Source organism: Candidatus Nitrosocosmicus sp. R (assembly GCF_054408505.1).
On record NZ_CP167090.1, the window covers coordinates 833,913 to 857,732 of the forward strand.

General features: G+C 34.8%; 24 protein-coding genes, 1 rRNA gene and 1 pseudogene. 14 read left to right on the forward strand and 12 right to left on the reverse strand.

The genetic code is table 11. The features are described 5' to 3' along the window. Nucleotides 1-42 precede the first annotated feature (42 nt). The 3 genes from AAGU22_RS04315 (at nucleotide 43) to AAGU22_RS04325 (ending at nucleotide 2,393) form a co-directional block, all read left to right on the forward strand. A complete protein-coding gene (locus AAGU22_RS04315; protein WP_458721001.1) occupies nucleotides 43-618 on the forward strand; it encodes an adenylate kinase in 576 nt (191 codons plus the stop codon). Between the two features lie 73 nt (nucleotides 619-691). Then, entirely contained in the window at nucleotides 692-1,315 is a 624-nt protein-coding gene (locus AAGU22_RS04320) for a cytidylate kinase-like family protein (protein WP_458721002.1), read from the forward strand. A 31-nt stretch (nucleotides 1,316-1,346) separates the two neighbouring features. Then, nucleotides 1,347-2,393, forward strand: a complete 1,047-nt coding sequence (locus AAGU22_RS04325) for an RNA-guided pseudouridylation complex pseudouridine synthase subunit Cbf5 (RefSeq protein WP_458721003.1) — start codon at nucleotides 1,347-1,349, stop codon at nucleotides 2,391-2,393. 77 nt (nucleotides 2,394-2,470) lie between these two features. Here the strand turns inward: AAGU22_RS04325 and AAGU22_RS04330 are convergent, their stop codons facing one another. Then, on the reverse strand, nucleotides 2,471-2,629 hold the full coding sequence (locus tag AAGU22_RS04330; protein WP_458721004.1) for a hypothetical protein: 159 nt from the start codon (nucleotides 2,627-2,629) through the stop codon (nucleotides 2,471-2,473). Nucleotides 2,630-2,697: 68 nt separating this feature from the next. Between AAGU22_RS04330 and AAGU22_RS04335 the strand changes: the two genes are divergently transcribed. Both AAGU22_RS04335 and AAGU22_RS04340 read left to right on the forward strand, forming a co-directional pair. Next, nucleotides 2,698-3,774: a hypothetical protein gene (locus tag AAGU22_RS04335; protein WP_458721005.1), complete on the forward strand. Its 1,077-nt coding sequence runs from the start codon at nucleotides 2,698-2,700 to the stop codon at nucleotides 3,772-3,774. A gap of 1 nt (nucleotide 3,775) precedes the next feature. Beyond that, nucleotides 3,776-5,005, forward strand: coding sequence for a DNA primase small subunit domain-containing protein (locus AAGU22_RS04340; protein ID WP_458721006.1), 1,230 nt, complete (start codon nucleotides 3,776-3,778; stop codon nucleotides 5,003-5,005). A 428-nt stretch (nucleotides 5,006-5,433) separates the two neighbouring features. On the opposite strand, the gene AAGU22_RS04345 is transcribed toward AAGU22_RS04340, so the two are convergent. Then, a complete protein-coding gene (locus tag AAGU22_RS04345) occupies nucleotides 5,434-5,826 on the reverse strand; it encodes a hypothetical protein (protein WP_458721007.1) in 393 nt (130 codons plus the stop codon). Nucleotides 5,827-5,918: 92 nt separating this feature from the next. On the opposite strand from AAGU22_RS04345, the gene mtnA reads away from it, so the two are divergent. Next, nucleotides 5,919-6,977 carry an S-methyl-5-thioribose-1-phosphate isomerase gene (mtnA, locus tag AAGU22_RS04350; protein ID WP_458721008.1) on the forward strand — a complete coding sequence of 353 codons (1,059 nt, stop codon included), beginning with the start codon at nucleotides 5,919-5,921 and terminating at the stop codon, nucleotides 6,975-6,977. Between the two features lie 64 nt (nucleotides 6,978-7,041). Continuing rightward, on the forward strand, nucleotides 7,042-7,653 hold the full coding sequence (locus tag AAGU22_RS04355) for a PqqD family peptide modification chaperone (RefSeq protein WP_458721009.1): 612 nt from the start codon (nucleotides 7,042-7,044) through the stop codon (nucleotides 7,651-7,653). 110 nt (nucleotides 7,654-7,763) lie between these two features. On the opposite strand, the gene AAGU22_RS04360 is transcribed toward AAGU22_RS04355, so the two are convergent. Continuing rightward, nucleotides 7,764-8,138 carry a translocase gene (locus tag AAGU22_RS04360; protein WP_458721010.1) on the reverse strand — a complete coding sequence of 125 codons (375 nt, stop codon included), beginning with the start codon at nucleotides 8,136-8,138 and terminating at the stop codon, nucleotides 7,764-7,766. Nucleotides 8,139-8,287: 149 nt separating this feature from the next. On the opposite strand from AAGU22_RS04360, the gene AAGU22_RS04365 reads away from it, so the two are divergent. The 3 genes and pseudogenes from AAGU22_RS04365 (at nucleotide 8,288) to AAGU22_RS04375 (ending at nucleotide 11,919) form a co-directional block, all read left to right on the forward strand. Continuing rightward, on the forward strand, nucleotides 8,288-9,691 hold the full coding sequence (locus AAGU22_RS04365; RefSeq protein ID WP_458721011.1) for a nucleotide sugar dehydrogenase: 1,404 nt from the start codon (nucleotides 8,288-8,290) through the stop codon (nucleotides 9,689-9,691). A 67-nt stretch (nucleotides 9,692-9,758) separates the two neighbouring features. After that, nucleotides 9,759-10,313 (forward strand): thioredoxin family protein, encoded by a 555-nt coding sequence (locus tag AAGU22_RS04370; RefSeq protein ID WP_458721012.1) that lies wholly within the window; start codon nucleotides 9,759-9,761, stop codon nucleotides 10,311-10,313. 254 nt (nucleotides 10,314-10,567) lie between these two features. Then, a pseudogene (locus AAGU22_RS04375) lies at nucleotides 10,568-11,919 on the forward strand (leucyl aminopeptidase). Between the two features lie 42 nt (nucleotides 11,920-11,961). On the opposite strand, the gene rrf reads toward AAGU22_RS04375, so the two are convergent. After that, nucleotides 11,962-12,080 (reverse strand): 5S ribosomal RNA (gene rrf, locus AAGU22_RS04380). A 623-nt stretch (nucleotides 12,081-12,703) separates the two neighbouring features. On the opposite strand from rrf, the gene AAGU22_RS04385 reads away from it, so the two are divergent. Together AAGU22_RS04385 and AAGU22_RS04390 are read left to right on the forward strand one after the other, a co-directional pair. After that, nucleotides 12,704-14,494 carry a ribosome biogenesis/translation initiation ATPase RLI gene (locus AAGU22_RS04385; RefSeq protein ID WP_458721739.1) on the forward strand — a complete coding sequence of 597 codons (1,791 nt, stop codon included), beginning with the start codon at nucleotides 12,704-12,706 and terminating at the stop codon, nucleotides 14,492-14,494. 21 nt (nucleotides 14,495-14,515) lie between these two features. Next, nucleotides 14,516-15,361, forward strand: a complete 846-nt coding sequence (locus tag AAGU22_RS04390) for a class I SAM-dependent methyltransferase (RefSeq protein ID WP_458721013.1) — start codon at nucleotides 14,516-14,518, stop codon at nucleotides 15,359-15,361. A gap of 24 nt (nucleotides 15,362-15,385) precedes the next feature. On the opposite strand, the gene AAGU22_RS04395 is transcribed toward AAGU22_RS04390, so the two are convergent. The 6 genes from AAGU22_RS04395 to AAGU22_RS04420 all read right to left on the reverse strand — a co-directional run bounded on the left by AAGU22_RS04395 (nucleotide 15,386) and on the right by AAGU22_RS04420 (nucleotide 19,210). Continuing rightward, entirely contained in the window at nucleotides 15,386-15,595 is a 210-nt protein-coding gene (locus AAGU22_RS04395) for a hypothetical protein (protein ID WP_458721014.1), read from the reverse strand. Nucleotides 15,596-15,657: 62 nt separating this feature from the next. Continuing rightward, complete coding sequence (gene cobT / locus AAGU22_RS04400; protein WP_458721015.1) at nucleotides 15,658-16,728, reverse strand: nicotinate mononucleotide-dependent phosphoribosyltransferase CobT; 1,071 nt, start codon at nucleotides 16,726-16,728, stop codon at nucleotides 15,658-15,660. 331 nt (nucleotides 16,729-17,059) lie between these two features. Then, entirely contained in the window at nucleotides 17,060-17,644 is a 585-nt protein-coding gene (locus AAGU22_RS04405) for an MBL fold metallo-hydrolase (RefSeq protein WP_458721016.1), read from the reverse strand. A gap of 36 nt (nucleotides 17,645-17,680) precedes the next feature. After that, the gene (locus AAGU22_RS04410; RefSeq protein ID WP_458721017.1) at nucleotides 17,681-18,424 is read right to left on the reverse strand and encodes an NAD(P)H-hydrate epimerase; all 744 of its coding nucleotides are present in this window, start codon (nucleotides 18,422-18,424) and stop codon (nucleotides 17,681-17,683) included. 62 nt (nucleotides 18,425-18,486) lie between these two features. Further along, nucleotides 18,487-18,732 (reverse strand): hypothetical protein, encoded by a 246-nt coding sequence (locus AAGU22_RS04415; RefSeq protein WP_458721018.1) that lies wholly within the window; start codon nucleotides 18,730-18,732, stop codon nucleotides 18,487-18,489. A gap of 34 nt (nucleotides 18,733-18,766) precedes the next feature. Then, on the reverse strand, nucleotides 18,767-19,210 hold the full coding sequence (locus tag AAGU22_RS04420) for a resolvase (protein WP_458721019.1): 444 nt from the start codon (nucleotides 19,208-19,210) through the stop codon (nucleotides 18,767-18,769). A 130-nt stretch (nucleotides 19,211-19,340) separates the two neighbouring features. Between AAGU22_RS04420 and AAGU22_RS04425 the strand changes: the two genes are divergently transcribed. After that, nucleotides 19,341-19,976: an RNA-binding protein gene (locus AAGU22_RS04425; protein WP_458721020.1), complete on the forward strand. Its 636-nt coding sequence runs from the start codon at nucleotides 19,341-19,343 to the stop codon at nucleotides 19,974-19,976. 71 nt (nucleotides 19,977-20,047) lie between these two features. On the opposite strand, the gene AAGU22_RS04430 is transcribed toward AAGU22_RS04425, so the two are convergent. Both AAGU22_RS04430 and AAGU22_RS04435 read right to left on the reverse strand, forming a co-directional pair. After that, nucleotides 20,048-21,508 (reverse strand): NAD(P)/FAD-dependent oxidoreductase, encoded by a 1,461-nt coding sequence (locus AAGU22_RS04430; protein WP_458721021.1) that lies wholly within the window; start codon nucleotides 21,506-21,508, stop codon nucleotides 20,048-20,050. 776 nt (nucleotides 21,509-22,284) lie between these two features. Next, complete coding sequence (locus tag AAGU22_RS04435; RefSeq protein ID WP_458721022.1) at nucleotides 22,285-22,434, reverse strand: hypothetical protein; 150 nt, start codon at nucleotides 22,432-22,434, stop codon at nucleotides 22,285-22,287. A 748-nt stretch (nucleotides 22,435-23,182) separates the two neighbouring features. Between AAGU22_RS04435 and AAGU22_RS04440 the strand changes: the two genes are divergently transcribed. After that, entirely contained in the window at nucleotides 23,183-23,749 is a 567-nt protein-coding gene (locus AAGU22_RS04440; protein WP_458721023.1) for a cupin domain-containing protein, read from the forward strand. Nucleotides 23,750-23,820 lie beyond the last annotated feature (71 nt).

A 23,820-nucleotide genomic window follows, 5' to 3' on the forward strand; every position in this document is an offset into this window, starting at 1 on the left:
ATAAAGCTAAAAATAAAGGATTTATTTTCTAAATAGAATTATATGACTAAGCGCGTTATGATAGTTGGGATTCCAGGCGTAGGAAAATCTACTGTTATAACAAATGTATTTAATTTGCTCTCTCAAGAGGGTATCGATACTAAAATCGCCGAATTTGGTAAGATCATGTTCGAACAAGCAAAACTCCTATCGATCAACAATCGCGACCAACTCAGGAAGTTATCTATAGAGCAGCAGAGGTCTTTACAAGAAATGACTGCAAACTATATTAATTCATTAGGTAATGACGTTGTAATTATCGACACCCACTTATTTATCAGAACTGAGCACGGGTATTATCCAGGTATGCCGTTAAAATTATTAAATATAATAAATCCTTCGCACTTGATTCTGATCACAGCAAAATCTGAAGAGATTCATAAAAGAAGGACTGACGATAATAGCAGACAAAGAGATCTGATTTCTATTGACCGTATTGGCGATGATTTAAGGTTATCTGAGAGTATGATATCTTCAAGCTCCATAATATCTGGTTGCCCTTTCTATATTATACAAAATAATACAAATGAGATTGAAAAGGCTACAGATGATATTTGTGAGGTCATATTAAGAAAATGATAGCAAAAAAATCATTGATAGCTTTATATATACACAGGTCACTATTGACCCAAATCTAGTTTTAGTGTTAAAAATGGGATCAAATCAAATTAAGGATATTAAGAAAAGTGAAGACAATGTGGATCGAAAGATGAGTATTGTAATTTCTGGATGGCCCGCTGTGGGAAAGACCACGATTGCTGAAAATCTAGCAAAGGATTTTAATCTAAAACTTTGGAACGGGGGAGATATATTAAAGATGATGGCGTTTGAAAGAGGTTATTCTTCGTCACTCAATCATGATTGGTGGGATACAGAAGAGGCAGCTAAATTTATGAAAGAACGCAACAATAATCCAAACTTTGACATAGAGGTAGATAATCGTTTGATTGAGCTTGTTAAAGAGGGAAACGTCGTCATTACTAGTTATACGTTACCATGGATCTCAGACGCAACAATAAATTTTTGGTTGCAGGGCTCTGTTGATAATAGATCAAAACGTATGTCAATGAGAGATAAAATAGATATTAATATTGCCAAGAAAATAGTACAACGACGCGATGTTGAAAATAAATTAATTTATCAAAAACTATATCAGTTTGAATTTGGGGAAAAGCTAGATGTATTCGACTTTGCCATGAATACTGATATCTTATCATTAAAATCTTTAATTATTATTTCAAAAAACATAGTAGAGAATGTATTAAGTTCATCTTGAATATTATAAAATTTAAAGGTAACGAAAATTAATGGAATTTAATCTTCCTCAATTAGACAAATTAGTAAAGATAAATGATGGAACGTCCGATGAGAAATTTGGATATTATCCTAATAATAGACCCATTGCCCAATTATTGAGCTATGGACTGATTTTGTTGGACAAACCACCTGGCACTACAAGTCACGAAATTGTTTCATACGTTAAGAAAATACTTGGTTTGGAAAAAGCTGGACATAGCGGTACCTTGGATCCAGGAACTACTGGATTGTTGCCTATTGGATTAGATGAAGGAACAAAAATAGTCCCAGTACTACTCATGGGGCCAAAGGAATATGTTGCCTTGGCTAGACTTCATAGTCATGTTTCCAATGAGAAACTTAGTCAAGTACTGAAGGAATTTACGGGTCTTATATATCAAAAACCACCCCAAAGATCATCTGTGAAACGTGAGACACGCATTAGAACGATTTACGAATTGGAATTACATGATCAATTTGATCGATTGTTATTATTAAGAACAGTATGTGAGTCTGGAACATACATTCGTAAACTAATATATGATATAGGGGAAGTTCTTGAAGTTGGCGCTTCAATGATCGAGTTACGAAGGACTAAAGTTTGTAATTTTGTAGATGAAACCGACTTTGTTAGACTACATGATCTGGTAGATGCATTTCAGTTGTATAAAGAATCCGGCAATGAAGAGAAACTTCGACGAATCATGCTTCCAATTGAAATGGCTATGACTCATATTCCAGCAATAACTATTAGGGATACTGCAATTGATGCTCTATGCCACGGCGCACAGTTAGCACTCCCTGGCATAGTCTCAATTCCTCAAAACCTAAAAAAGGGTGATTTAGTAGGTATCTATTCCCTAAAAGGAGAAATCGTTGGACTGGGTATTTCTGTATTAGATTTTGATGAATTTCTTAGTAAAAAGAAGGGAATTTGCTTCCAAATAAAGCGGATCGTTATGAAACCAAACACATATCCCAAATTTTGGTCCACATCCGACTCTAATGCGAACCCAGCCAACCATAATGTAACCAGTGATGAATCGATCTTTACCTAATTATGAATTGCTGATCCAACCACCACATGTGATTGCCAGGCAATTTAATTGGAAGTAGACCGATCAGAACTAAATTATTAAATAGTCTCCCCGAGTCCTGGGCTTGTTTTATCTAGCATCGATATTTTTCTTGCGAGGTTTTCCATAGTACCGGGCAAATGACAATTACACATGCAGTCATCACATTCTATGTGTTTTAAATTCTTGCAAGAGTTTGAAAGTTGTAATTTTTCCATATACCTATCTTTTAATAACGTGTTCTAAATTTAATTGTTTAATCCATAGAAAATTTTATTTAATTTTGATGTGTTATATCATCAAGTACAATTTGGTGGTGAGATTTGGTAATAAGGATCTGGCTAAATATCCTTTCTTAAAAGAAGCGTTTTCGTATATTACTAAATATGATTTTAAACTCGATGATCTCGAAAGTAGAGATTATCTGCATCTAGTAAACAAGGCTAATGAAAAAATAGAGCAATATTTATTTTTTGAAAGAGATGAATATCAAATTAATTATAACAAAACACATGAAACGATAGTACAGGAAGAGGTTATCATATTCCTTATTTCATTGTTATTAGTCAAATCTGTTTCAATCGAAGCAGTGACTAAAAAATTTGCATTGTTGGAATCAATGAGATTTGAAAAGTACCTTATTTCTGATTTAAATACAGCCAATCGAGATGATAAAACTATCAAACTAATACTCTACAAGATTTTTGAGGATTTATTTAGTACTAAAATCTTGTTAGAAGAAAATGTTTATAACTTTTACAAAATCCGAATCACTGATTATTTGGATCACCCCATTGCATTTCAAGAGAAAGAATGGAATTTAGTCAACAGGACTCTTCACAATGGATTTGTGTATTTGGATGGAAGTGAAATAGTAAGGTTATTCAGAAATGAACTTTATTTATTAATAATTGACAGGATCAAGAAAATGAACATTGATAGAATCCCCGATACCATAATGGCGATTTCAAGTTCTATCAAAACTCGTTGGGAACAAATGCACCCGTCATTTTATACACCTGTTTACAAAGCAGTTACACCTCCATGCATCCAACACATATATGATCAAATTAGTAAAGGTGAAAATTTGCCCCATCCTGCAAGGTTGCTTTTGGGCACATTTCTAATTTATTCCAATAAAACTCTGGATGAGATGTTAGATCTTTTCAAACGATTACCCGATTTCGATGAAAAAATTACTCGCTATCAGTTGGAACACCTTGCAGGTAAAAAAGGTGGTTCTAAAAGATATTATGTTCCCTCTTGTGAAAAGATTAAACTAGAAAATTTATGTTATGAGACAAAAATATGTCAGGGAATTAGCAATCCTATTCAGCTCATTAGGAAGAAATCGAATATCTAGTATGTCTGATGCACTATCCTTTGATTCAAAAGATTCCATCAAAAAGGGCAAGCATACATCCAAATACCAGAATGCAGAGCCTGGCGATAAGAATAAGAATTGGCTTGAAGGGATCTTCAGGAAATACTATTTTTATCATTACTCACAACTCGAACTGCATGAGTTGATTAATGAACATGAATTTGGATTTAGACTGTTCGACGGAAAAATCCATCGGCACTTAACCTTTAACGATAAGAAAGAATTATATGCGTATATCATAAAATTTTCTCCTTCAGATATCTTTTATTCCTCATCCAGGTATCAAAATCCGAGGGCAGAAATCGATCAAAAAGGTTGGATCGGGTCTGATCTTATATTTGATATTGATGGAAAGGATCTTCATTTAGAATGTGCTCAAAGTCATAACTTGGTTAAGTGTAAGGATTGTAGTTTTATTTCTAAAGGTATCATTTCCAAATGTGAAGTATGTAATAGTACTCGATTACAAATTATCGAAATCCCGTGCACTAGATGTTTCAAATCTCTAAACGGGGAAGTCAAAAAGCTAATAGAAATACTTTATGATGATTTTGGGATTGATAAAGAATGTATATTTATCTATTTTTCGGGTAACAACGGATATCACATTCACGTTGTCGATAAGATTTTTTATGGTGCCTCAGCTAAGAAAAGAAATGCTTTTGCACAATATTTAATGTGTAAAGGATACATGATTGAGAATTTAGGATTTAGAAAAAACGCTGAAGGAGTACTTATTCCGATTCACAACAAGGTTCTCTATAACCAGGGCTGGAGAAAAAGAATTTTTGATTCCATGCATTTACCCATTCAGAATCATAGGATTGATGACAAGTTTGTTAAGAAATATAATCGCATGGAGGATGCAAATAGTACCAACATCAAGGACATTATTAGTACCTATATTTTTAACCTATCTGCAAAAATCGACCCTAACGTCACTATGGACGTTCATCGAATTTTCCGACTTGCTGGCTCCGTTAATAGTAAGAGTGGATTAATCAAAGCTTTTTGCAAAAACTTGGATTCATTCAATCCATTTGTGGATGCCTGTTTTATCGGAGATTCTAATGTTGAAATAGAATCAAAATTAGACATAAAAATATCTTTGAAAGGAAAACAATTTAATATAAAAACTGGAATGAATACTCTTCCAGAGTATGTGGCAGCCTATGTGATTTGTAAGGGCATTGGAGATATTCAAGAATAAACATAGTATTAAATTATGATGTCCAGGTTATTAGTAATGGACCATGATTCAGATTATGAGCCAACTGTAGAATACTGGGTCCTTGCATTTTTCAAATCACATTCAAAAAATAGAGCATATTACAGGCAATTCATGGCTGCCGGATTTTATGAAGCGTTTGATATCGTGATGACATTTTCTGAAAAAACATCTTATCAAATTCTTTGGTATAAAGAGAAACGAAAATGTGATTCAAAATTCACAGAATTAGGTATACCTTTATTGGAAAGCTTTTGTACCTTTTGCAATAAAGAGTTTAATAATATTGAGCCAATAAAATGTAATTATGAAAAAAATAACTTCAGTTGCAAGTCTGAATTTTGTTCTTTAGATTGTAAGCAGGAACATTTTTATTTTAAGCATGTTAGATGACTACTTGATTTTTGTAATCAGGTCGCTTTTCTTATTATTTCTAAGTATCTGTTTACCATTTCAGGATCAATTACACCTTGAACGACCGAGGGAGCACCGGATTCCAAAACTATATCCATTGCTACTGCACTGTAGGGGATATCAAATTCCTCAATCTCTTGCGAATCTTGAGTTTCATAAATTTGTTCATCGCTATTTCCAGTAATTTTGAATGCCACAATCCTGTCAATTTTACGCATACCTGATCCTCCGCCCCTACCCCCTGCTGATCCAGCCGATTCTTTAACCATCAAAACAAATATTGTATTTTCATTCTTAGTGTCATCTACTAGGTTCAAATTAATTTCCTGAGATGAAACTATCAATTTCCGCCTTGGAAGTTGCAGTGTCCCTGATACTTTAAAGACCATGCGATTAAGAGAATGCATGCTCATAAAAATATTTATTGTATCTGGTATTTTGGTAGAAATAAATAATGAGTAGATAAAGTAATCTATCAATTATGGCTAAGCCTAACAACGGGAGTTATCTTACTACAATCGCTTGGGAAAATGGTGGTGTGAAATTGATTGATCAAACTAAATTACCTGAATCACTTGAATACATAACCTGTAAAAACTATATGGACATTGCAGACGCGATAAAAAAGTTGGCAATTCGTGGCGCACCTGCAATCGGTGTTGCTGCCGCTATGGGGCTTGCCCTGTGTGCTAATAATAGCAGCTGCAACAACAAGGCAAAGATGATGGAGGAGTTAGGACTTGCATACGACATTTTGCTCAAAACCAGACCCACAGCCATTAACCTAAAATGGGGATTAGATAGAATACTTGAGGAAGCAAAGAAATACGATGGGGTAGACGATATCAAGAAACATACAATTCTTCAAGCAATTCAGATGTCTCATGACGATGTTACAACCAATAAGCTGTTGGGAAAATTTGGCTCTGAATTGATCAATGATGGAGAAGTAGTAATGACTCATTGTAATGCTGGAGCTTTGGCTACAGTTTCTTACGGAACAGCGCTGGGTGTAATAAGGTCAGTAATGGAGTCGGGGAAGAAGATTAGTGTTATTGCAACAGAGACCAGACCCGTAATGCAAGGATCAAGACTTACCGCTTTTGAGCTAGTGCATGATGGTATCGATGTTAGTTTAATCCCAGATACTGCAGTCGGTTATCTTATGTCAAATAAGATGATAGATAAAGTAGTGGTAGGAGCTGATCGAATACTAAAATCTGGCCATGTTTTTAATAAGATTGGTACTTATCAGGTGGCTCTCCTGGCTAAAGTGCATAATATCCCATTTTACGTTGCTGCACCATTGTCAACTTTTGATATGGACAATAACGAAGAAGATATTATTATTGAAGAGCGTTCCGTAGATGAAGTGGTAAAAATAGGTGAAAAAAGAATAGCACCAGTAGGGGTAAGAATTTTTAATCCTGCATTTGATGTAACCTCTCCAGACCTAATTGCTGGAATAATCACGGAGAAGGGTGTGATTTATCCACCATATGAATTAAGCCTGAGGTCACTATTTAAGTCTGACAAATAATAGGAATGCTACGTCTAAAATCCAATCAAAAAAATTTAAAAAGCGGTTGACTACACATTGAATAGTGCATACAGAGCAAATAACAAAGGATAGAGTCTTTTCTGAATTAAGAAAATGTATGGATCCAGAAATTCCAGTTAATGTAGTAGATTTGGGTTTGATCTATAATGTGGATGTTTCTGATAAAAATAATATTGATATTAAAATGACTATGACTACTCGTGGTTGTCCCCTACACGATACTTTGGTAAGTGACGTAAAAAAATATGTTAATACCATAGAGGGTGTTGGGGATATCAACGTACAAATAGTGTGGGATCCTCCATGGTCTATTGAAAAAATGAATCCGGCGGTTAGGGATAAACTAGGATTCGGCAAACCATCATTGAGATTTAAGATTGACTATGAAAAGTATATGCCCATGAAGGTTGGCAAAGTGACTAAGCAAGAGGACGAGTCCTTAGCTCTAGTTAATGAAAAGGGTCAAGGATTCATGGTTAATGAAAACATTATCGAGTTTTGGGAAAATTGTACTGGAGATAAAACCATAAACCAATTAGCCGACAATTTCTCAAAAAAATTAAGTCTCCCACGACAACAGGTAGAACAAGAGGTAGTCCAGTTAATTCAACAACTGATGGAAGCGGAATTGTTACTGCCTTCTGACGCGAATTGATCGGGTTTAGATAGGTAGGACCCACCCTGATCAGCCCAGATTAACCCAACCCAAACCAAATCATTCAAGAGTATCCCAATTCGTTCAAATCATGACTCCTTGATCTGATATCAATTGGTTTCTTTATTGTGAGTTTCCTTCAATTTCAATGAGATTAGATTTCTTAATTCATCGTCTACAATATTATCCGAATTTATGTTTAAGGATTTGGCGATAATTTCTAGTTTTTGCCGTTCGGATGATATGGGTCCTTGAATCTGTGGCCCTTTGTAAACGTGATCATCGGTAGTCATTGACACTTCTGAAACGAACATGTTTTTTTGATCCATTATTTTCCCTTTAGCCTTTTCATATTCTCCTACAAATTTACCCATGGTTTTTGAAATACTTCCAATTTTCTTTGGAAATATGAAAATAATTACAACAATAAAGATGATAAACCATTCAGAACCTGCGATATTTAGCGCATAGCTTGGGAAAAACATTGCCTACAATTAATGGACAAATCCAGTATTTTTTCTTTTACTAGCGTTATAGTTTCCAAAAGGACTAACCTTTGATTTAGTTGTTTACCTCAAGGAGAAATGAAAATCTTTGTCAAAATATAATAACAAGATAATAAAATATTCAAATTGTGAAATCAGGCGGAAACAAGGAAAAGCCTAATAGTCTCTTACAGAGCGATGTTATCTTAGAACCTTTCGACAATCTCATTAGAAAATTCAAGTCAGGTGAATACATCGTATCAGTTTACGGCTTAGGTCATGTAGGAGCTCCGATTGCCTCTGCTTGGTTGAGGTCGGGTGTGACTGTAATCGGCATTGATAAGTCTGCAAAAGTTTTAGAAAATGCTCGAAAAGGATCAACTCATATTCCGGAACCTATGGTTAATGAAACTTTTACCAATGGGTTAAATAATAACAAATTTTTACTATATGATGACCCGATTCAAGCATCTCGAAATTCAAAATTGAAGATGATATGCGTTCCTGTCTTGATAAGAAAAGACAAAGCTGATTTAGATGCTGTAAAAGAGGTAGCCTTAGCTATTGGGACTGGTTTGAAGAGAAATGACATCGTCTCTATACATCCATCTGTTCCGCCTGGAACCACTGAAAAGTTTTTGATTCCTATTCTAGAGAAATCAAGTGGCATGAGATCTGCATCGGATTTCTTTGTTATCTATAACCCCGAGAGAATTTATGAGGGTCGTGCCATTTTTGACATCGAAGAGGGTCATCCTGGAATAGTATCCTCAAATGATGATTATAGTCTAGATCTTGCGGAAAAATTGTTTGGTCTTATTTATAAGAAAGGACTAGTACGAATCTTGGGAATTAAAACCGCTGAAGCTGAAAAATTATTTGAAGGTGTTTACAGGGATGTAAATATAGCACTCGCAAATGAGCTTGCCAAGTTGAGTGATAAATTAAATATTGATTTTTGGCAAGCCAAAAAGGCAGCCAACTCACAGAATTTCTGTCATATTCATGATCCAGGAATTGGGGTTGGTGGTGCGTGTATCCCGATATATCCTCAATTCGTTCTTGATGTTGCAACAAAAAATAAGATAAATTGTAGAATTACTAAAAGTGCTAGAGCAATTAATAATGATATGCCTTCATACTCTTTGAATAGTGCATTAAAAATGCTTCCAAGAAAGGTAATTAGGAAATCCAAAATAACAATTTTAGGCCTTGCTTTTCGTGGGGGAGTGTCTGACACCCGACTCTCACCCACCTATGATATTTTAAAAGAATTAACAAGATTAAAAATTAAGGACGTTATAGTTCATGATCCGCTGGTAACAGAAGACAATATAATTTCAAAATATAAAAATGTAGAACTAGTTAATAATTTAGATTATGCTGTTACCAATCGCGATCTAATAATCTTGGCTACCAATCATAAAGAATATTTGAAGCTCAATTCCTCCATAATCAGGCAAACTCCTATTTATGATGGGCGAGGCTATCTTAACCCCGATGATTTCGAAAAAAAGCTGTATAGAGGAATAGGCAGACCAATTCAGTCATGATTCTGTGACTCTACCTCAATTTGATTTCTAATAACATTTTTATTTATTTTCATAACAAACTATCTTTATGGTCAAGACACAGTCTTCACAAAAACTGATAGCTGGATCTCAGGCACCTGATTTCTTGCTAAAGGGAGTTGACGATAAAAATTACTCTTTAAAGGATATTAATTCTCGTACCCTTTTGATAGTGTTTATTTGTAATCATTGTCCTTATGTTAAAGCCAGAATAAATGATTTGATCTCTTTGCAATCTAAATTTGATAGCTCTGATTTACAAATTATTGGAATCAATAGTAACGACTCAAATTATGAAGGAGAGGGATTTGCTAATATGGTGAAATTTGCTCAAGAATATTCCCTCAATTTCCCGTATCTTATAGATGAAACTCAAGGAGTGGCTAAGGACTACGGAGCAGTGTGTACCCCAGATCCATTTCTATTTGATGAATCCAAAAAACTTGCTTTTCATGGCAAAATTAATGACGCTTTAGAACCTGGCTCTAATGCCACAGTCAACATTATGGAAAACAATATTCAAAAAATCCTGGCTGGAAAAAAATCTAGTATCGAAAAGGATTTTGATCCATCAATTGGATGTTCAATCAAATGGAGTAGTTAATACACGGAATTTAAGGAATCAGATGACATAAAGTCGAATTTTTTATAATCAGTTAAGTAATTATAAAATATGAATTCAATACATCTATGGTAAGAATATCAATAAAGAGTATTGATGATGTAGATATATTTGAAGGATTATTTGTAATTGGACTAGATGAGAGTAATAAGGATCTAGATTACTTGAGGAATAATACTAAATTGATGGATAATTTGAATATAGACAAAGTCATTCAGGAGGAACATTTAGAAAAAATGAGGAAATTTGGAAAAAATATAATCCTATACATGAATGATGGCGATAAGTTATTAAAAATAATGTTATTAGGGATTGGAGATAGTAAAAAACTTAATGAAGATAAGTTTAGACAACTTGGAGGAATAATCTCTCTTAAAGCAAAGGAGTTAAATTTTCACAATGTCATTATAACTAATTTCTATTCGAGTCCCACCAATGTTGAATCAATAATCGAGGGCCTAGTCTTATCCTTGTACGAATTTAATAAATTTAAGGAGGATAGAATAGACAAATCTCTCCTAACCTTTTATGAAAAATATTCTGCAAGCATTATCGCCCCAGACGATTCTAATCTTGGGAATAAAATTGAAATTGGTAAGATAGTGAATATATGTGAATCCGTTTTTTATGCTCGAGACCTTGCAAATTCTCCACCAAATGTGATAGATCCAAATGCTCTAGCTAACTCAGCTAAAACTCTAGAAAAAATGAAAAACATTCATGTTGACATATTAAATCAGGACCAAATTAAGGACTTGGGTATGAATGGCATTATATCAGTTGGAAAAGGCAGTGAAAATGAACCCAAGTTGATCATAGTGGAATACAATAATTCAATCACATCAAAAGACAAACCAATAGTTCTTGTCGGAAAAGCAGTAACGTTTGATACTGGTGGTATATCGATCAAACCCAGTGATAGGATGGATGAAATGAAATTTGATAAGAGCGGTGGGTGTACAGTCTTGGGGATAATGAAGGCACTGGGGAATTTGGATCTCCCAATAAATGTAGTTGCTCTTATCCCGGCAGTAGAAAATATGCCTTCCGGATCTTCGTATAGACCAGGGGATATTATTCGAATGTATAATGGTAAGACCGTCGAAGTTTTGAACACGGACGCTGAAGGCAGATTGATCTTGGCCGATGCATTGGCTTATGGTGTTGCCAAATATTCTCCAAAATATATCCTTGATTTTGCTACCTTAACAGGTGCATGCATAATTGCCCTAGGAACAAACATAGCTGGAATTATAGGGAATGACGATAAATTGATTAGTAAATTAATATCGCTATCTCGTATACTGGGGAGAAAATCTGGCAATTACCATTATCCGAGGAGTTTTCAGATCTTATAAAAAGTAATGTTGCTACTATCAAGAACATTGGTGGCAGAACTGGTGGAACGATTACGGCTGCAGCATTTTTGTCACATTTTGTGAGTGATGTTCCATGGGCTCATTTTGATATCGCTGGAACTGCATGGACCCAAGATGGGACTACAGACAAGAGTTATAACCCTAAAGGCTCTACTGGGTTTGGAATTTGTACCATTGTAAAGTTCCTCGAAGAACATCAAAGCCTGTAACATATTTCTATTTTTTTATTATAGTTAATTGGATAAAAGTAAAGGTGCCAGCACTGCTGTTTCCCAACGGCTCACGCACGTCAGTATCCAGCAGCGACATCAGGTTTGACTTCCGGGTTCGGAATGGGACCGGGTCGGACCCTAACGCTATGGCCGGCTACTTTTTATTATATTTCCGTCAATTTAATCCTTCCTATGTCTTCAACCTGTGAAACAAGAATTACATATCTTTCGTCGGATGGTGAATTCGTAGGTAATATGTGTCTCTTGTATATACTTACTTGACCAGATATTAAGAATGGGTACAATTAATGATAATTCACACTATCAAGTTTATGTGGTTTCAAATTTCATTTGAAATGAAGGTTAGAATTACAGGGTTGTTTCCTGAGATAGGAAACCTGCAAGATACTCATAACAAAGTTTATTTGCAAAAAAAGTGTTAGTTTGAATATATACCAGAGTTACCATTCAATCAAGAAAAAGATTAGTGGATTGTTGTCTAGAGGGCAATGATTCTGTTAATATTCATGCTGTGATTTTGAAAACCTGAGTATATCAATCCTACTGTATCAATTATGGTCTTTATTATTTATTTTCTGCTTAGATCATGATTTTTTTGTGCCTTTAATAGCTAGTTTGATCTTTATAGTTAAAGACCAAATCATTATAAAGTCTTGAAAATTCTTAAATATCGTCTTTTGACTATTTTGCTCCCTCTAATTCACGATTTATATAAAAGATTTGTGAATATTATTATAAGCAATTGGATAAACATGGAAATTTGACTCATAGAGTTGCTGTTTTAGATCAGGAATTGTGCCAACCAAGAAAGTGTGGTCTAGAGTGCATAATCTATTGCCCTGTAAACAAGACTGGTGGAGAATGTATTATTCAAAGGCCTGATGATGGGAAGGCTGTTATTTCTGAGGATTTATGTACGGGATGTACTATTTGTATTAAAAAGTGTCCTTTTGATGCTATTGTAATAGTTAATCTGGCCCAGGAAATTGGTGTAGATAAAATACATCAATATGGAATCAATAGCTTTAGATTGTATAAAATTCCTATACCAAAAGAAGGTACTGTAACAGGTATTGTGGGTAGAAACGGTATGGGAAAGTCTACAATAATAAATCTGCTTTCAGGAAATATAAAACCCAATTTTGGTTACTATGATAAGGAATTAAGTTGGGATGAAATTTTAACAAAGTTATCTAACATTGAGCTTCGGAAACACTTTGAAAAAATTCATTCCAAAACATTGCGTACTTCAATAAAACCTCAGCTTGTATATCTTATCCCAAAGGTTTTCAAAGGTACAGTATCTGAATTACTGAAAAAATACGATGAACGGGGGGTTTCGGATATCTTGATAGAAGAGTTAGGTCTAAAATATTCACTAGATAGAGACCTTTCAACGCTGAGTGGAGGAGAATTACAAAGGGTAGCAGTTGCTGTTGCTGCTGCTAAGGATGCAGAATATTACTTTTTCGATGAACCTTCTTCTTTTAATGATATTTATCAACGATTGGCTGTGGGACGGGTTATAAATAATTTAGCTAAAGAGGGTAAAAGCGTAATGATTGTAGAACATGATATGTCTTTACTTGATTACTTATCAGATAACATCTACCTAACTTATGGAGAACCCGGTGCCTATGGTATAGTATCGTCCCTTCAAAGCACTAAAGTTGGTATAAATAATTTCTTAGAAGGGTATATTCCTACTGAAAATGTTAGGTTCAGAGATAAAGCGTATAAATTTGATATATCGAGTATTACCGAGACTGTTCTCTCATCTTCTCCTATAGTGGAATATACTGCCCTTACCAAAAAACTTGGTCAATTTTCTCTTACTGTTGATAGGGGAGAAATTTATGAAGGGGAGGTTGTTGGAATTGTTGGGGCAAATGCTTTGGGTAAGACCACCTTCATGCGAATGCTGGCTGGCATGGAAAAAATCGATCAAGGTGGCTTAGACACTACCATAAGGATATCCTACAAGCCTCAGTATCTCAACCAAGATATTGATGGCGATGTACGCTCTTTAATCTATTCTGCAAACACTGGACCATTCGAAGGCACCACAGTAGAAGAACACGTCCTTTCTCCATTAGGAATCAAAAAGTTGTATGACAAATCCGTAAAGGGCCTTAGCGGGGGTGAATTGCAAAAAGTGGCAATATCATTATCATTAATTAGGCAGGCTGATGTGTACGCGCTAGATGAACCCTCTGCATTTCTCGATATAGAAGATAGAATAACATTTGCGAAATTCATACAGAGATTTACTAAATCAAATGGCAAGTCTGCATTAATTATAGACCATGATATTCAATTGATAGATCTGGTTTCGGATCGATTAGTTATGTTCGAAGGTAACCCTGGTATAAAGGGGACTGGTACATCTCCCACTACCAAAGAAATTGGTATGAACAACTTTCTCGAATCCCTCTCAATTTCATTTAGAAGAGATGAGACAACTGGTAGACCTAGAGTTAACAAAGATAGCAGCAGGTTGGACAGACAGCAAAAAACAGCTGGCAATTACTATTACTTGAAGAACAAATAGGTTTATTAGTTGCATCATTAAATGAGTAAATTTTTAAAAAAACTTCTCAAAGGCGTATTAGCTGATGAGGATCTCGAAAAAGTTTATTCTTCATTTGATATGATAGGTGATATAGCTATCATTAAGATCCCTGATTCTCTGTTAGCAAAAAAAAATATCATTGGAGAGGTTATACTAGAAAGTATAAAAAATATAAAAACTGTTTGCTTACAAAGTTCATCGGTTTCTGGAGAATACAGGTTACGTGGGCTAGAAGTAATTGCTGGATATGAGAAATACGTTACCTACTATCGGGAGTATGGTTGCAAGTTTTTAGTTAACGTGGCCACCTCTTATTTCTCACCTAGATTGTCTACCGAACGACTCCGAATTTCAAATCTGGTTTCTCCCGGAGAAATAGTAGTAAATATGTTTGCAGGGGTAGGAACGTTTTCAGTTATAATGGCAAAAAATCATCAAATAAAGGTATACAACATTGATTCTAACTTGGATGCATACATTTTGAGTATTATGAATTCAAAAATAAACAAATTAAAGGATCGCGTCTTTTCAATACACGGAGATTCCCAGGAAGTACTTCTTTTAAACAGCTTTAAAGAGCGTTTCGATAGAGTTCTACTCCCATTACCCGAAAGAGCTCATGAGTTTATAGATGTTTCCATAAATTGCTTAAAAACCTCTGGAGGGCATTTACATTTCTTCTCACATATAAAAAGTGATACCAAAGCTGGGGTTGTCCCAATTTCTGAGGCTCATATTCGCAACTTATTCTCAAAGTACAACTTTGAAATAGAACATACCCAAATAGTCCGAGATGTAGCTCCACGAATTTATCAAACAGTTACGGATCTCTTTATTTCCAAATAATCCTATCTATTTAGTAAGGGAATCTCACTTTGCATTCGTATTTTTTTCATTGACTGTAAGTGTAACTCCAATCCACCCTACTATAAAGAACACTACGCCCACGATTACAACCACAGTAAACTTTAGCAACAGAATACCCAAATCTGTTGCAAAAAGAGTATAAGTATAAGCAGTAAAAAAGGAGATTGCTATAAAAATTAATACGATTCCCTTGATTTTTTCGATTCCATTCATAGGTTTTTCATTCTAAAACTCTTGTATTTAAACCATCGAATTACCGTACAAAGTATATTGTGCTATTTGTTTGTAAATACCAAACTAGGTCTTTCAATTGTTTTGATGTAATTCTCCTCTAACTTGTGTAAGAATTGTTCTTTAGTTAAATTGTCATTATTAAGGAAGGAAGCAATAGAACAACCACCTGCACCAGCACCTTCCTTTACAAATCCTTCAGAGTAAGATCTCAATCCTTTTTTGATTGAATTTTCTAGAAGGAGGTCAATGTAGAAAATAGGTACTTCATCTGAAATGTTATTCATCAATCCAAGGATGTCTGATTTTTTATCATTAATTATGTAAGAAGTTGTTCCTATACAGATGTTTTCTCTTAACTTTACATTCAACGACTTTAATAAAGCTAGGATACAACACATTTGAGTTCCCCCGGCCAAGATAATTTTCTTCTTACTGGAAATGATTTCTGCAGCTAACCCAACAACTGTGGGCATTAGGGGGTCCCCCAGGTTTGCTATTGCCCCAAATGGGTCGTTTGAACAATCTCCAGTTCTCATTTTTGATCTCAAGAGAGCTTTCTCTACTATCTTGTTTTTCAATTCATTAGGGTTGTCTGGCATACTACTACTGACCTTGCTATATCCATCAACCCCAAGAGCCTGCATGACACCCAACGCAGTTGTTGTACCTCCTGGAATACTTTCTCCTATAATTACAGTTTCATTTATTTTGGCCAGTTCTTTCCCAAGCAATTTACCCATATCATAGTTTTTTATTACATTGCCTATTTCTAAACCCGGTTCTTGAAGTATGTTCTTGCCAAATTCGGAATCAATATTAACATAAGGTAAGTTGGGTTTGATTTTGGATCCAGATTCGACTACTGATATCGGGATATTTGATAAATCCAGTGCAGTTTTTGAAATTATCGCAGGAGTTGGCTTTCCATCTGGCGTTGCAGGAATGGTGTCAATGCATTTACACCTACCATAATAAATATACTCTGCATCGGCGGCGGGGGTATATTTTAATAGCTCTGTGTTTGCTCCGGCAACTGTAAGACCGGGAATAGTAGAAGTTTCCGTATAGGATATTGCCAAAATAAAAGAAGTTCTGTTTGATTTAAAAGACAATAAATCATTATTGCCTCTCTTAGAAGGCAGACTCTGGATAACGTCAGTAATCAACAAAATTCTGTCAAATTCTATTAATAATAACCTTTGCTAGTTGGAAGGAAAAGAAAAGAAAAGAAAAGAAAAGAAGAAAGGTTGTTGTTTGTGAAAAGCCTTTCCCCATCCAAACATTATATCATTTCTATTCCATAAAGAAGGTTGGGTCGGAGACGGACACAATAACAACAACAATAACAACAACAACTTCAACAGCTGCAGCAGCCGCAACATCGAGAAGGGGCGGCGGAAGGGGAAGAGGAGCTGATAAGGGCGCGGTGGTGGGTTAGTGTCCTTATGAGCCCATGAATTTAAGGAAATCATCCTCATTCTTGAACTTGAAAACAAAATTGGATTCAAATTCTTTTTTTAATGTTGATGTTTTACTTGAACCATAATGATGACCAGGCAGGATTGTCAAATTTCCATCCAAGTTTACTAGTATACCGTATATCGAGTTATACATTTCATGTGGATTACCCCCGGGCAGGTCTAGTCTACCACAACTACCTACGAAAACGGTATCTCCGGTAAGCATTACTCTGTCATCAATTATTAGGCAAATACTATCCTTAGAGTGGCCCGGTGTATGGATTATTTTGATCTTTGAATCACCAAATTCAATAATGTGGCCATCATCTACCTCGATGTCCTTCTCTAATGGTGATAACTTATGTTGGATCACCTTAGCCCCAGTAGTATTTTTTACTTGTTCATTACCAAATATGTGATCAAAATGTGAATGTGTGTTTAGGATATATCTATTACCAAGCGAATTTCTTTTCAGGTATTCAAAGATAACTTCCAAGTTCCAAGAAGGATCCACAATAATTGTATCGTTATTTTTTTCATCTACAATAATGTATGTGAAGTTTGCCATTTCTCCTACCAGAAATTGTTCTACCTTCAAGTCTTATCATACAACCCCTTTTTCTGTTTCAAATGGTATGCCGATTTTTTTAACTATTAGCCTCCCAACGACCTCTGGATTCTTGAGTAACCCATGTTTTGGTCGATGAAATGTTATTGTTGCGTCTGCTCTAATCGCTTTATCAATAATTTTTCCACTGTCCGGATCTAATCCTGAAGGGATATCAACTGCGAGTATAAAAGCAGTTCCTTTTTTATCATTTATTGTTTCAATCATTTTTGAAAGAGGTTCTTTTATTTCTCCTTTGATTCCTGTTCCAAATATCCCGTCCAAAATAATATTTGACTTTTTAATCTCGTCCTCAATTTCAGTAACATTGTTTGATTCTAATGTAAATTTTCTTATCGATTCCATTTTACTTATGATCTGCCAATTTAAAATGGATTCCGGGGTTTTTAGGTCCTCAAGAGAACATAAAAGGATCACCGATAAATTGATTCTATTATTAGATTTATTTCGCGCAAGAATGTATCCTGATAGGTGACGTATTGCAACCAATGCATCACCACCGTTATTTCCCTTACCGCAAACGGCTACTATAGAATTATCTAGTATGTTTTCTTTGAATTCATCTATCAAGAAATCTGCAATTCTAGAACCAGCATTCTCCATCATCAAAGTTTTCTTCATAGAATAATTGGATTCTCCGTTGTTTTCTATCTCGTACATCTGGCCCGAAGATATCGGCTCATACCCTTTTTCTATGGTATAGTTGCTTTTCATATTCATGAATTTACTTACCTTAAGGACTTTATTAATAAATTTTTTCCTAAAAAATGGCCTAAAATCTTTTACTGATATGAATGTAATCTCTTTTCTTCATGAGCTTTTACTTTCTGATCAAGGGGGTCTTTATGGTCTTTTGCTATGTGAATTTTATAACAATCATCATGAAGGATCCCTAATTCACAGAATTCACAAGATGTTACAAATTCTAATTCCTTGAAATCATCCTTGCAAAAACTGCATTTCTCATTGGGTAATGACTCAGTTAATAACGGTTTTAGCCATCCCTCTCTCCATAAGACGTTGACCAATAAATAAATGGTATTCTGATCCCATAAATATTTGTTATACATCAAAAGGCATAAGATAATTTTTTAGTTTAACTTTTTTGATTTTAGTATCATAAATTGCAAATGTGTCTCCGTTATAATTGCATTTAATCATGGGAAATATTTTTGGCTTTTTTTTAAACCTTATGATTTTATAATACTCTTTTGTTTTTCTTGGTAGGTATTTTATCTCCCCCTTAACTATTAGTCTTTGTTTTCTCATAAATTTAAATGCCAAAATTATATATCTGTCTTGGTAAGCCTCAAACATTTGTGTAATGAGATAACATCTGACAATTTGATCTTGGGGAACATAAATGCTATTACTGGTAGCCGTTTTTGCCTCTATTGATAATAATATAGAATCTGCGTTATTTACCGCTACAATGTCGGGTAAGCCTGTACTCGATCCTCCCAATCTTCGCGCAATCCATTCTCCAGAATTAAGTTGCTTAACCAAACGATACTCAAAATTATACCCTCTGCTCCTGCGAATATTGGTCATCCATTTCAACGTTTGATTTAGATGCCATAAATTTTTTTTTATGCATTCGTAGCAACTATTTATAACCAGCCAAGAAACCCTAATTATGACTTTTGATATTGATTCTACCAAATTACAGGATTCGTTGAATGAATTTTCGTCTTATCTAAAACAAGTGGAATCAAGCAGGGAGAAATTAATAAAGGAAAATAGGGAAATAATTGCCTTGAGTAGCAAGGCAATTATATTATTACATAGCGGAAAGACTGCTGAAGCAACTGAACTAATTAATAATGCGTTTTCTTTGCTTTCAGAACTCAAAAAATATGTTATTTCTGATTTGGAACGTTATTTGTGGCCTGCGGAACAAGAATACGTTGAAGCTGCTATTTTAAAAGAGATTGTTGAAAGGAAAAATCATTTTAGCGGACATATCGAACTGCAGGTTTCATTAAATGCATATGTTACAGGGTTGTTAGATTGCATTGGTGAAATCAAGCGAATGATCTATGATAATCTTAGGAAGGACGATTTTGAGTCATCCCTGTCCTTGTTTACCATTATGCAATCCTTATATGATTTAATATACCCGTTTGCATTCTACGACAATATTGTCTCTGGGGTCAGAAAGAAACTAGATGTTGGCAAACGGATAATTGATGACGTTCGTATCTCTATTACGGAGGAATACCGGCGAAAGAGCTTTCTAGATCGGATCGACCGTGCGTCTTTCGTTAAATGACTGGTTATTATGGATACCTAGAGCATTGGAGTCCACCTTCTGGTCCTAACTTAAAATATAGAGTATAGGGTTTAAGCGAATTTGGCGAAAGCTTCAGATAAATATCTGTTTAGCTCTTTGGACCAATCGGGGAATCCTTGTGATGAATCGGGATAATTTCTATAATGTTTTACTAACTCTTCATTCATCTGAGAAGTGAATTTCAAGTCTTCTGCAAGTTTCTTGTTAAGTGCTCCTCTTATCATCATACCAAGTTTACTAACGGTGCTAAATTCTGGATGCTCCCCATTAGTTATCTTATCAATGTCCATTTTTGACAGAAAGTGCTTCATGCCATAGTTAATCTGTTCGTTAGTAAGTTGTTGGAGCATTCTTCTGAATACTTCCAAACCAGCAGTCTTGTAACCATATTCGTTAATGAAATTCTTATTGTATTTCCAAAGTCCATTCTCTGAAACGTCTCCTGATTCTATTGCTTCAACCAGATCTTTTCCAGCTATAGTGGCTGCAATTATAGCAGGACCTATGCCACCAGCATCCAGCGGCTTTGGCATCCATGCCGAGTCTCCAACCATCATGTAGCCATTGGCAACCATACAATCGTTCTGCCTCCTTACAGAAACCTGCCATGTGCCCCATTCATTGCCTAGGTCTTCCTCCCCAATTGCTAGTCTTGGATTTGATATAACTGGATTAACTCCAACATAATCATCTATTAACTTCTTCAAATCCCTCTTTGTTCCAATTTCCTTGTTTGCTTTATCAAACAGCTTTTGTTGGACACCCAAACCAATATTCACTTTATTATCTCCTTTTGGAAACACCCATCCATAACCACCTGGAGCCAATTTTTGATCTAAGTGAATAATACAATATTCAGGGTCAAAAAAAGTCTTGTCTTCATTACCTTTATTATCAAAATCGTAAATATATCTACCAGTAGATTCCAGATCATTTCTATCAATCCTTCTTTGTATGTGAGAATTAATTGGTAGATTTGTTCGCAGTACTGAAGTAACACCGGTGCAATCAACTATTACTTTTGCTGTTTTCTTAAATATTTCCTTAGTTTTTGTATTTTCCCCTTCAACACCTACAATAAAATTATTCTCAACCGTTAGTTGTCTAATCATGATGTTACTAGCTATTTCAACACCCATTTTGGTCGCCTCCATAATTTGCTTTTGAGGTAATTGTTTTCTATTTAAAATATATCCCTCTCCATCAAATGACACTCGAGTTTCATGATCCGGTGAAAAAGCAACTACTCCCTTCACTGGATGTTCAATTTCTGGGTAACCCCATGATATTTTGATTCTATCAGTCATGTAATCAACAGTATTTTTGCCAACTGCATCGCCACAAATCCAACCCGAAAGGGTCTTCCTTCCTTGAATGTCGATAGAGTTCCTATCTAGTACTAAAACCTTCATTCTTTGTTTTGAATAATATGCTGCAGATGAGGCTACTATAAGTCCAGCTAACCCTCCACCTGCTACTATGATGTCATAATCTGTATTTGACAGGCTCATCTTTTCCTGATATTAGGTACAGGAAAGGATAATTAAAGCTATGTTGTCAATATCTGCCAAAAAATGACCATTATTATGTAAAATGAAGTAAAAGGACAAATGAGGATTATGAGCGGCCATTGATGTTAAATAACATCCTTTTAAGACATGAATATATAGAATGTCTAACGTTTTCTACCAACTAACCTTAATACCATAGATGAATATAATAAAGCAATTGATCTTTTGTCATACCTAGAAAGATAAATATTAGTAATAGAGGTTTTGCTGGTTTCTTATTTATCGGTTGAGGTCAAGACATCTGTGACCGAATTTGACTTGCTGAAATACTTGAGTTTGATAAAGATTCTCCTAAGGCATTTAAAAAATCTCAGGTATTTTAATCAAGTACGATTGATTGATTTTGTGAGACAGATATCAATTGCTGGCCTGAACTTAACATGGAAATGATACCATCTTCGAATCTTAAGAATATGTCAAATTGTTCCTTATTCCATGAGATACTGATTACTTGGACCCAGGTCAGACGATGATCCCTACAACAGATTTAAATAGTAATGAGTGGGTCTTTGATATGCTTTGTCTGAAAAGCCTTTGAACTTCTAAAAGCTCAAGTATTATGGCTAGATTATTAATATCGTGACGATAGAAATCGACCAATTTTTTCGTAATATCAAGTGTGATCACTGTAATAAAATAATTGAAAAGAAGGTAAAGTATTACTTTGACCAACCTAATGTTGTTTTATTATCAGTTGATGTGTGTAGTGATTGTAGCTACCGCATAAGTTTAAAATAATTCTGGATCAATGCATCTACACATATGGCAATCAAAATAGGATTTTCAACGCTTACATTCTCTAGTTTGTCTGGAATTTTAGAACATTGTGAACTTTTCGAATCTCCCGCTATTTCCATCCATTTCATTTATTCCTAGTCAAAAATGGTCTATAAATGATAGGTTCTAACTCTTTACTAATTACATCTCACTTTACAACTAAATCCGCCTCAAAAATCATGTTAGATTTATTACCGCTCTCGATTGTGATGAATAATTACTCCGGATCACTTTGAACAAGAAAATTAATTTCTAATTTCGCACAATTATTTGATATTTAAACCTAAACCTTTCTAGATAAGTATGACTATTCTTGTGGTAGAACCCGATGTTGACACAAAAATATAAAACAAATTAGTCCCTTAATTATTGCATAGCGAATTGGAGCGAGAAATTTACACCGTAAAACCCGACCTGAAAAGAACAAAAATAGAGTGCATTAGGTGTGGTTCGATTATGGGGGAGATTACGGTCTGTCATCTAAAATGCCTAAACTGTGGAGCGGAATTGACTTGTTCTGATAAAGGAAATTTCTGGTAAACACCATTTAGCATAATGGGGATTCCTGATGATACAATGATAATGAAATCAACTTGACAATCTTTTTCAATTTATCCTTTATCCTAAAATATTTTTCTCTTAGGTTGCGAGTAAACACTTATTGAATGCCATTTTCATTCATGTAATCGCGAATTGCATCTTGTAATTGTTTTTGCATACTTGTTTCCCGCAAAGCTCTCATCAAGCAATAACCTAATCACCTGTCTTGACCATGGATGCTGAAATCCGGAATGTCTAAACCATTTAGAATAAATTCTAGATTTTTTAATAATCAATGTGAATAAAAAAAATCTGTACTATTCAAATGAAAAAAAAGTTAATCCTTATTATTTTGACGGCCAGGTAATAATTAGAGAAATTTATAATGAATCTAATAGTAATGATCAGGAAGTATATTTTGTAGAATTTTCTACTGGTGCATTGACTACTATTCATTTTCATGAAACTGAACAATTCTTAGTTCCTGTGTACGGAAATGGAGTGATTGGTGAAATAGAGACTAACAAGTCTAATTCTTTGTTGGATTCGACTTTTGAGAATCTTACCATAAGATCACTTAATGTTGGAGAAATCGTTTCAATCAAACCATATATTTTCCATTTTCATGGTGCTTCTCCGGGTCAAAATTTTTCACATATGGCATTTAGAAAGATGTTTGAAACTAGACAAGGATCTGAAAAGACTGAACCAGAACCAGTTCATACACTAACAAAATGGGGGTATGAAATTATCGCTAAAGAACTCGAATCAGACGATCAATCTCAAATATTAAATGAGTTGAATAGAATTTCTGAAAAAATTCGAAATGCCGTTCATGCGTGGGCAAAGGACATGAATCTCTGACCCGATAAATTATAGAAAAAAGTGATGTTTGAATCAAAAAAATGATGGCTAGTTACTTTCGTTTTCGTTAA

What these genes read in the sequence shown, in the direction of transcription:
- AAGU22_RS04315 (WP_458721001.1), top strand. Translation starts at nt 43, where the DNA reads ATGACTAAGCGCGTTATGATAGTTGGGATTCCAGGCGTAGGAAAATCT.
- AAGU22_RS04320 (WP_458721002.1), top strand. Translation starts at nt 692, where the DNA reads ATGGGATCAAATCAAATTAAGGATATTAAGAAAAGTGAAGACAATGTG.
- AAGU22_RS04325 (WP_458721003.1), top strand. Translation starts at nt 1,347, where the DNA reads ATGGAATTTAATCTTCCTCAATTAGACAAATTAGTAAAGATAAATGAT.
- AAGU22_RS04330 (WP_458721004.1), bottom strand. Translation starts at nt 2,629, where the DNA reads ATGGAAAAATTACAACTTTCAAACTCTTGCAAGAATTTAAAACACATA.
- AAGU22_RS04335 (WP_458721005.1), top strand. Translation starts at nt 2,698, where the DNA reads ATGTGTTATATCATCAAGTACAATTTGGTGGTGAGATTTGGTAATAAG.
- AAGU22_RS04340 (WP_458721006.1), top strand. Translation starts at nt 3,776, where the DNA reads ATGTCTGATGCACTATCCTTTGATTCAAAAGATTCCATCAAAAAGGGC.
- AAGU22_RS04345 (WP_458721007.1), bottom strand. Translation starts at nt 5,826, where the DNA reads ATGGTCTTTAAAGTATCAGGGACACTGCAACTTCCAAGGCGGAAATTG.
- mtnA (WP_458721008.1), top strand. Translation starts at nt 5,919, where the DNA reads ATGGCTAAGCCTAACAACGGGAGTTATCTTACTACAATCGCTTGGGAA.
- AAGU22_RS04360 (WP_458721010.1), bottom strand. Translation starts at nt 8,138, where the DNA reads ATGTTTTTCCCAAGCTATGCGCTAAATATCGCAGGTTCTGAATGGTTT.
- AAGU22_RS04370 (WP_458721012.1), top strand. Translation starts at nt 9,759, where the DNA reads ATGGTCAAGACACAGTCTTCACAAAAACTGATAGCTGGATCTCAGGCA.
- AAGU22_RS04390 (WP_458721013.1), top strand. Translation starts at nt 14,516, where the DNA reads ATGAGTAAATTTTTAAAAAAACTTCTCAAAGGCGTATTAGCTGATGAG.
- AAGU22_RS04395 (WP_458721014.1), bottom strand. Translation starts at nt 15,595, where the DNA reads ATGAATGGAATCGAAAAAATCAAGGGAATCGTATTAATTTTTATAGCA.
- AAGU22_RS04405 (WP_458721016.1), bottom strand. Translation starts at nt 17,644, where the DNA reads ATGGCAAACTTCACATACATTATTGTAGATGAAAAAAATAACGATACA.
- AAGU22_RS04410 (WP_458721017.1), bottom strand. Translation starts at nt 18,424, where the DNA reads ATGAATATGAAAAGCAACTATACCATAGAAAAAGGGTATGAGCCGATA.
- AAGU22_RS04425 (WP_458721020.1), top strand. Translation starts at nt 19,341, where the DNA reads ATGACTTTTGATATTGATTCTACCAAATTACAGGATTCGTTGAATGAA.
- AAGU22_RS04430 (WP_458721021.1), bottom strand. Translation starts at nt 21,508, where the DNA reads ATGAGCCTGTCAAATACAGATTATGACATCATAGTAGCAGGTGGAGGG.
- AAGU22_RS04435 (WP_458721022.1), bottom strand. Translation starts at nt 22,434, where the DNA reads ATGAAATGGATGGAAATAGCGGGAGATTCGAAAAGTTCACAATGTTCT.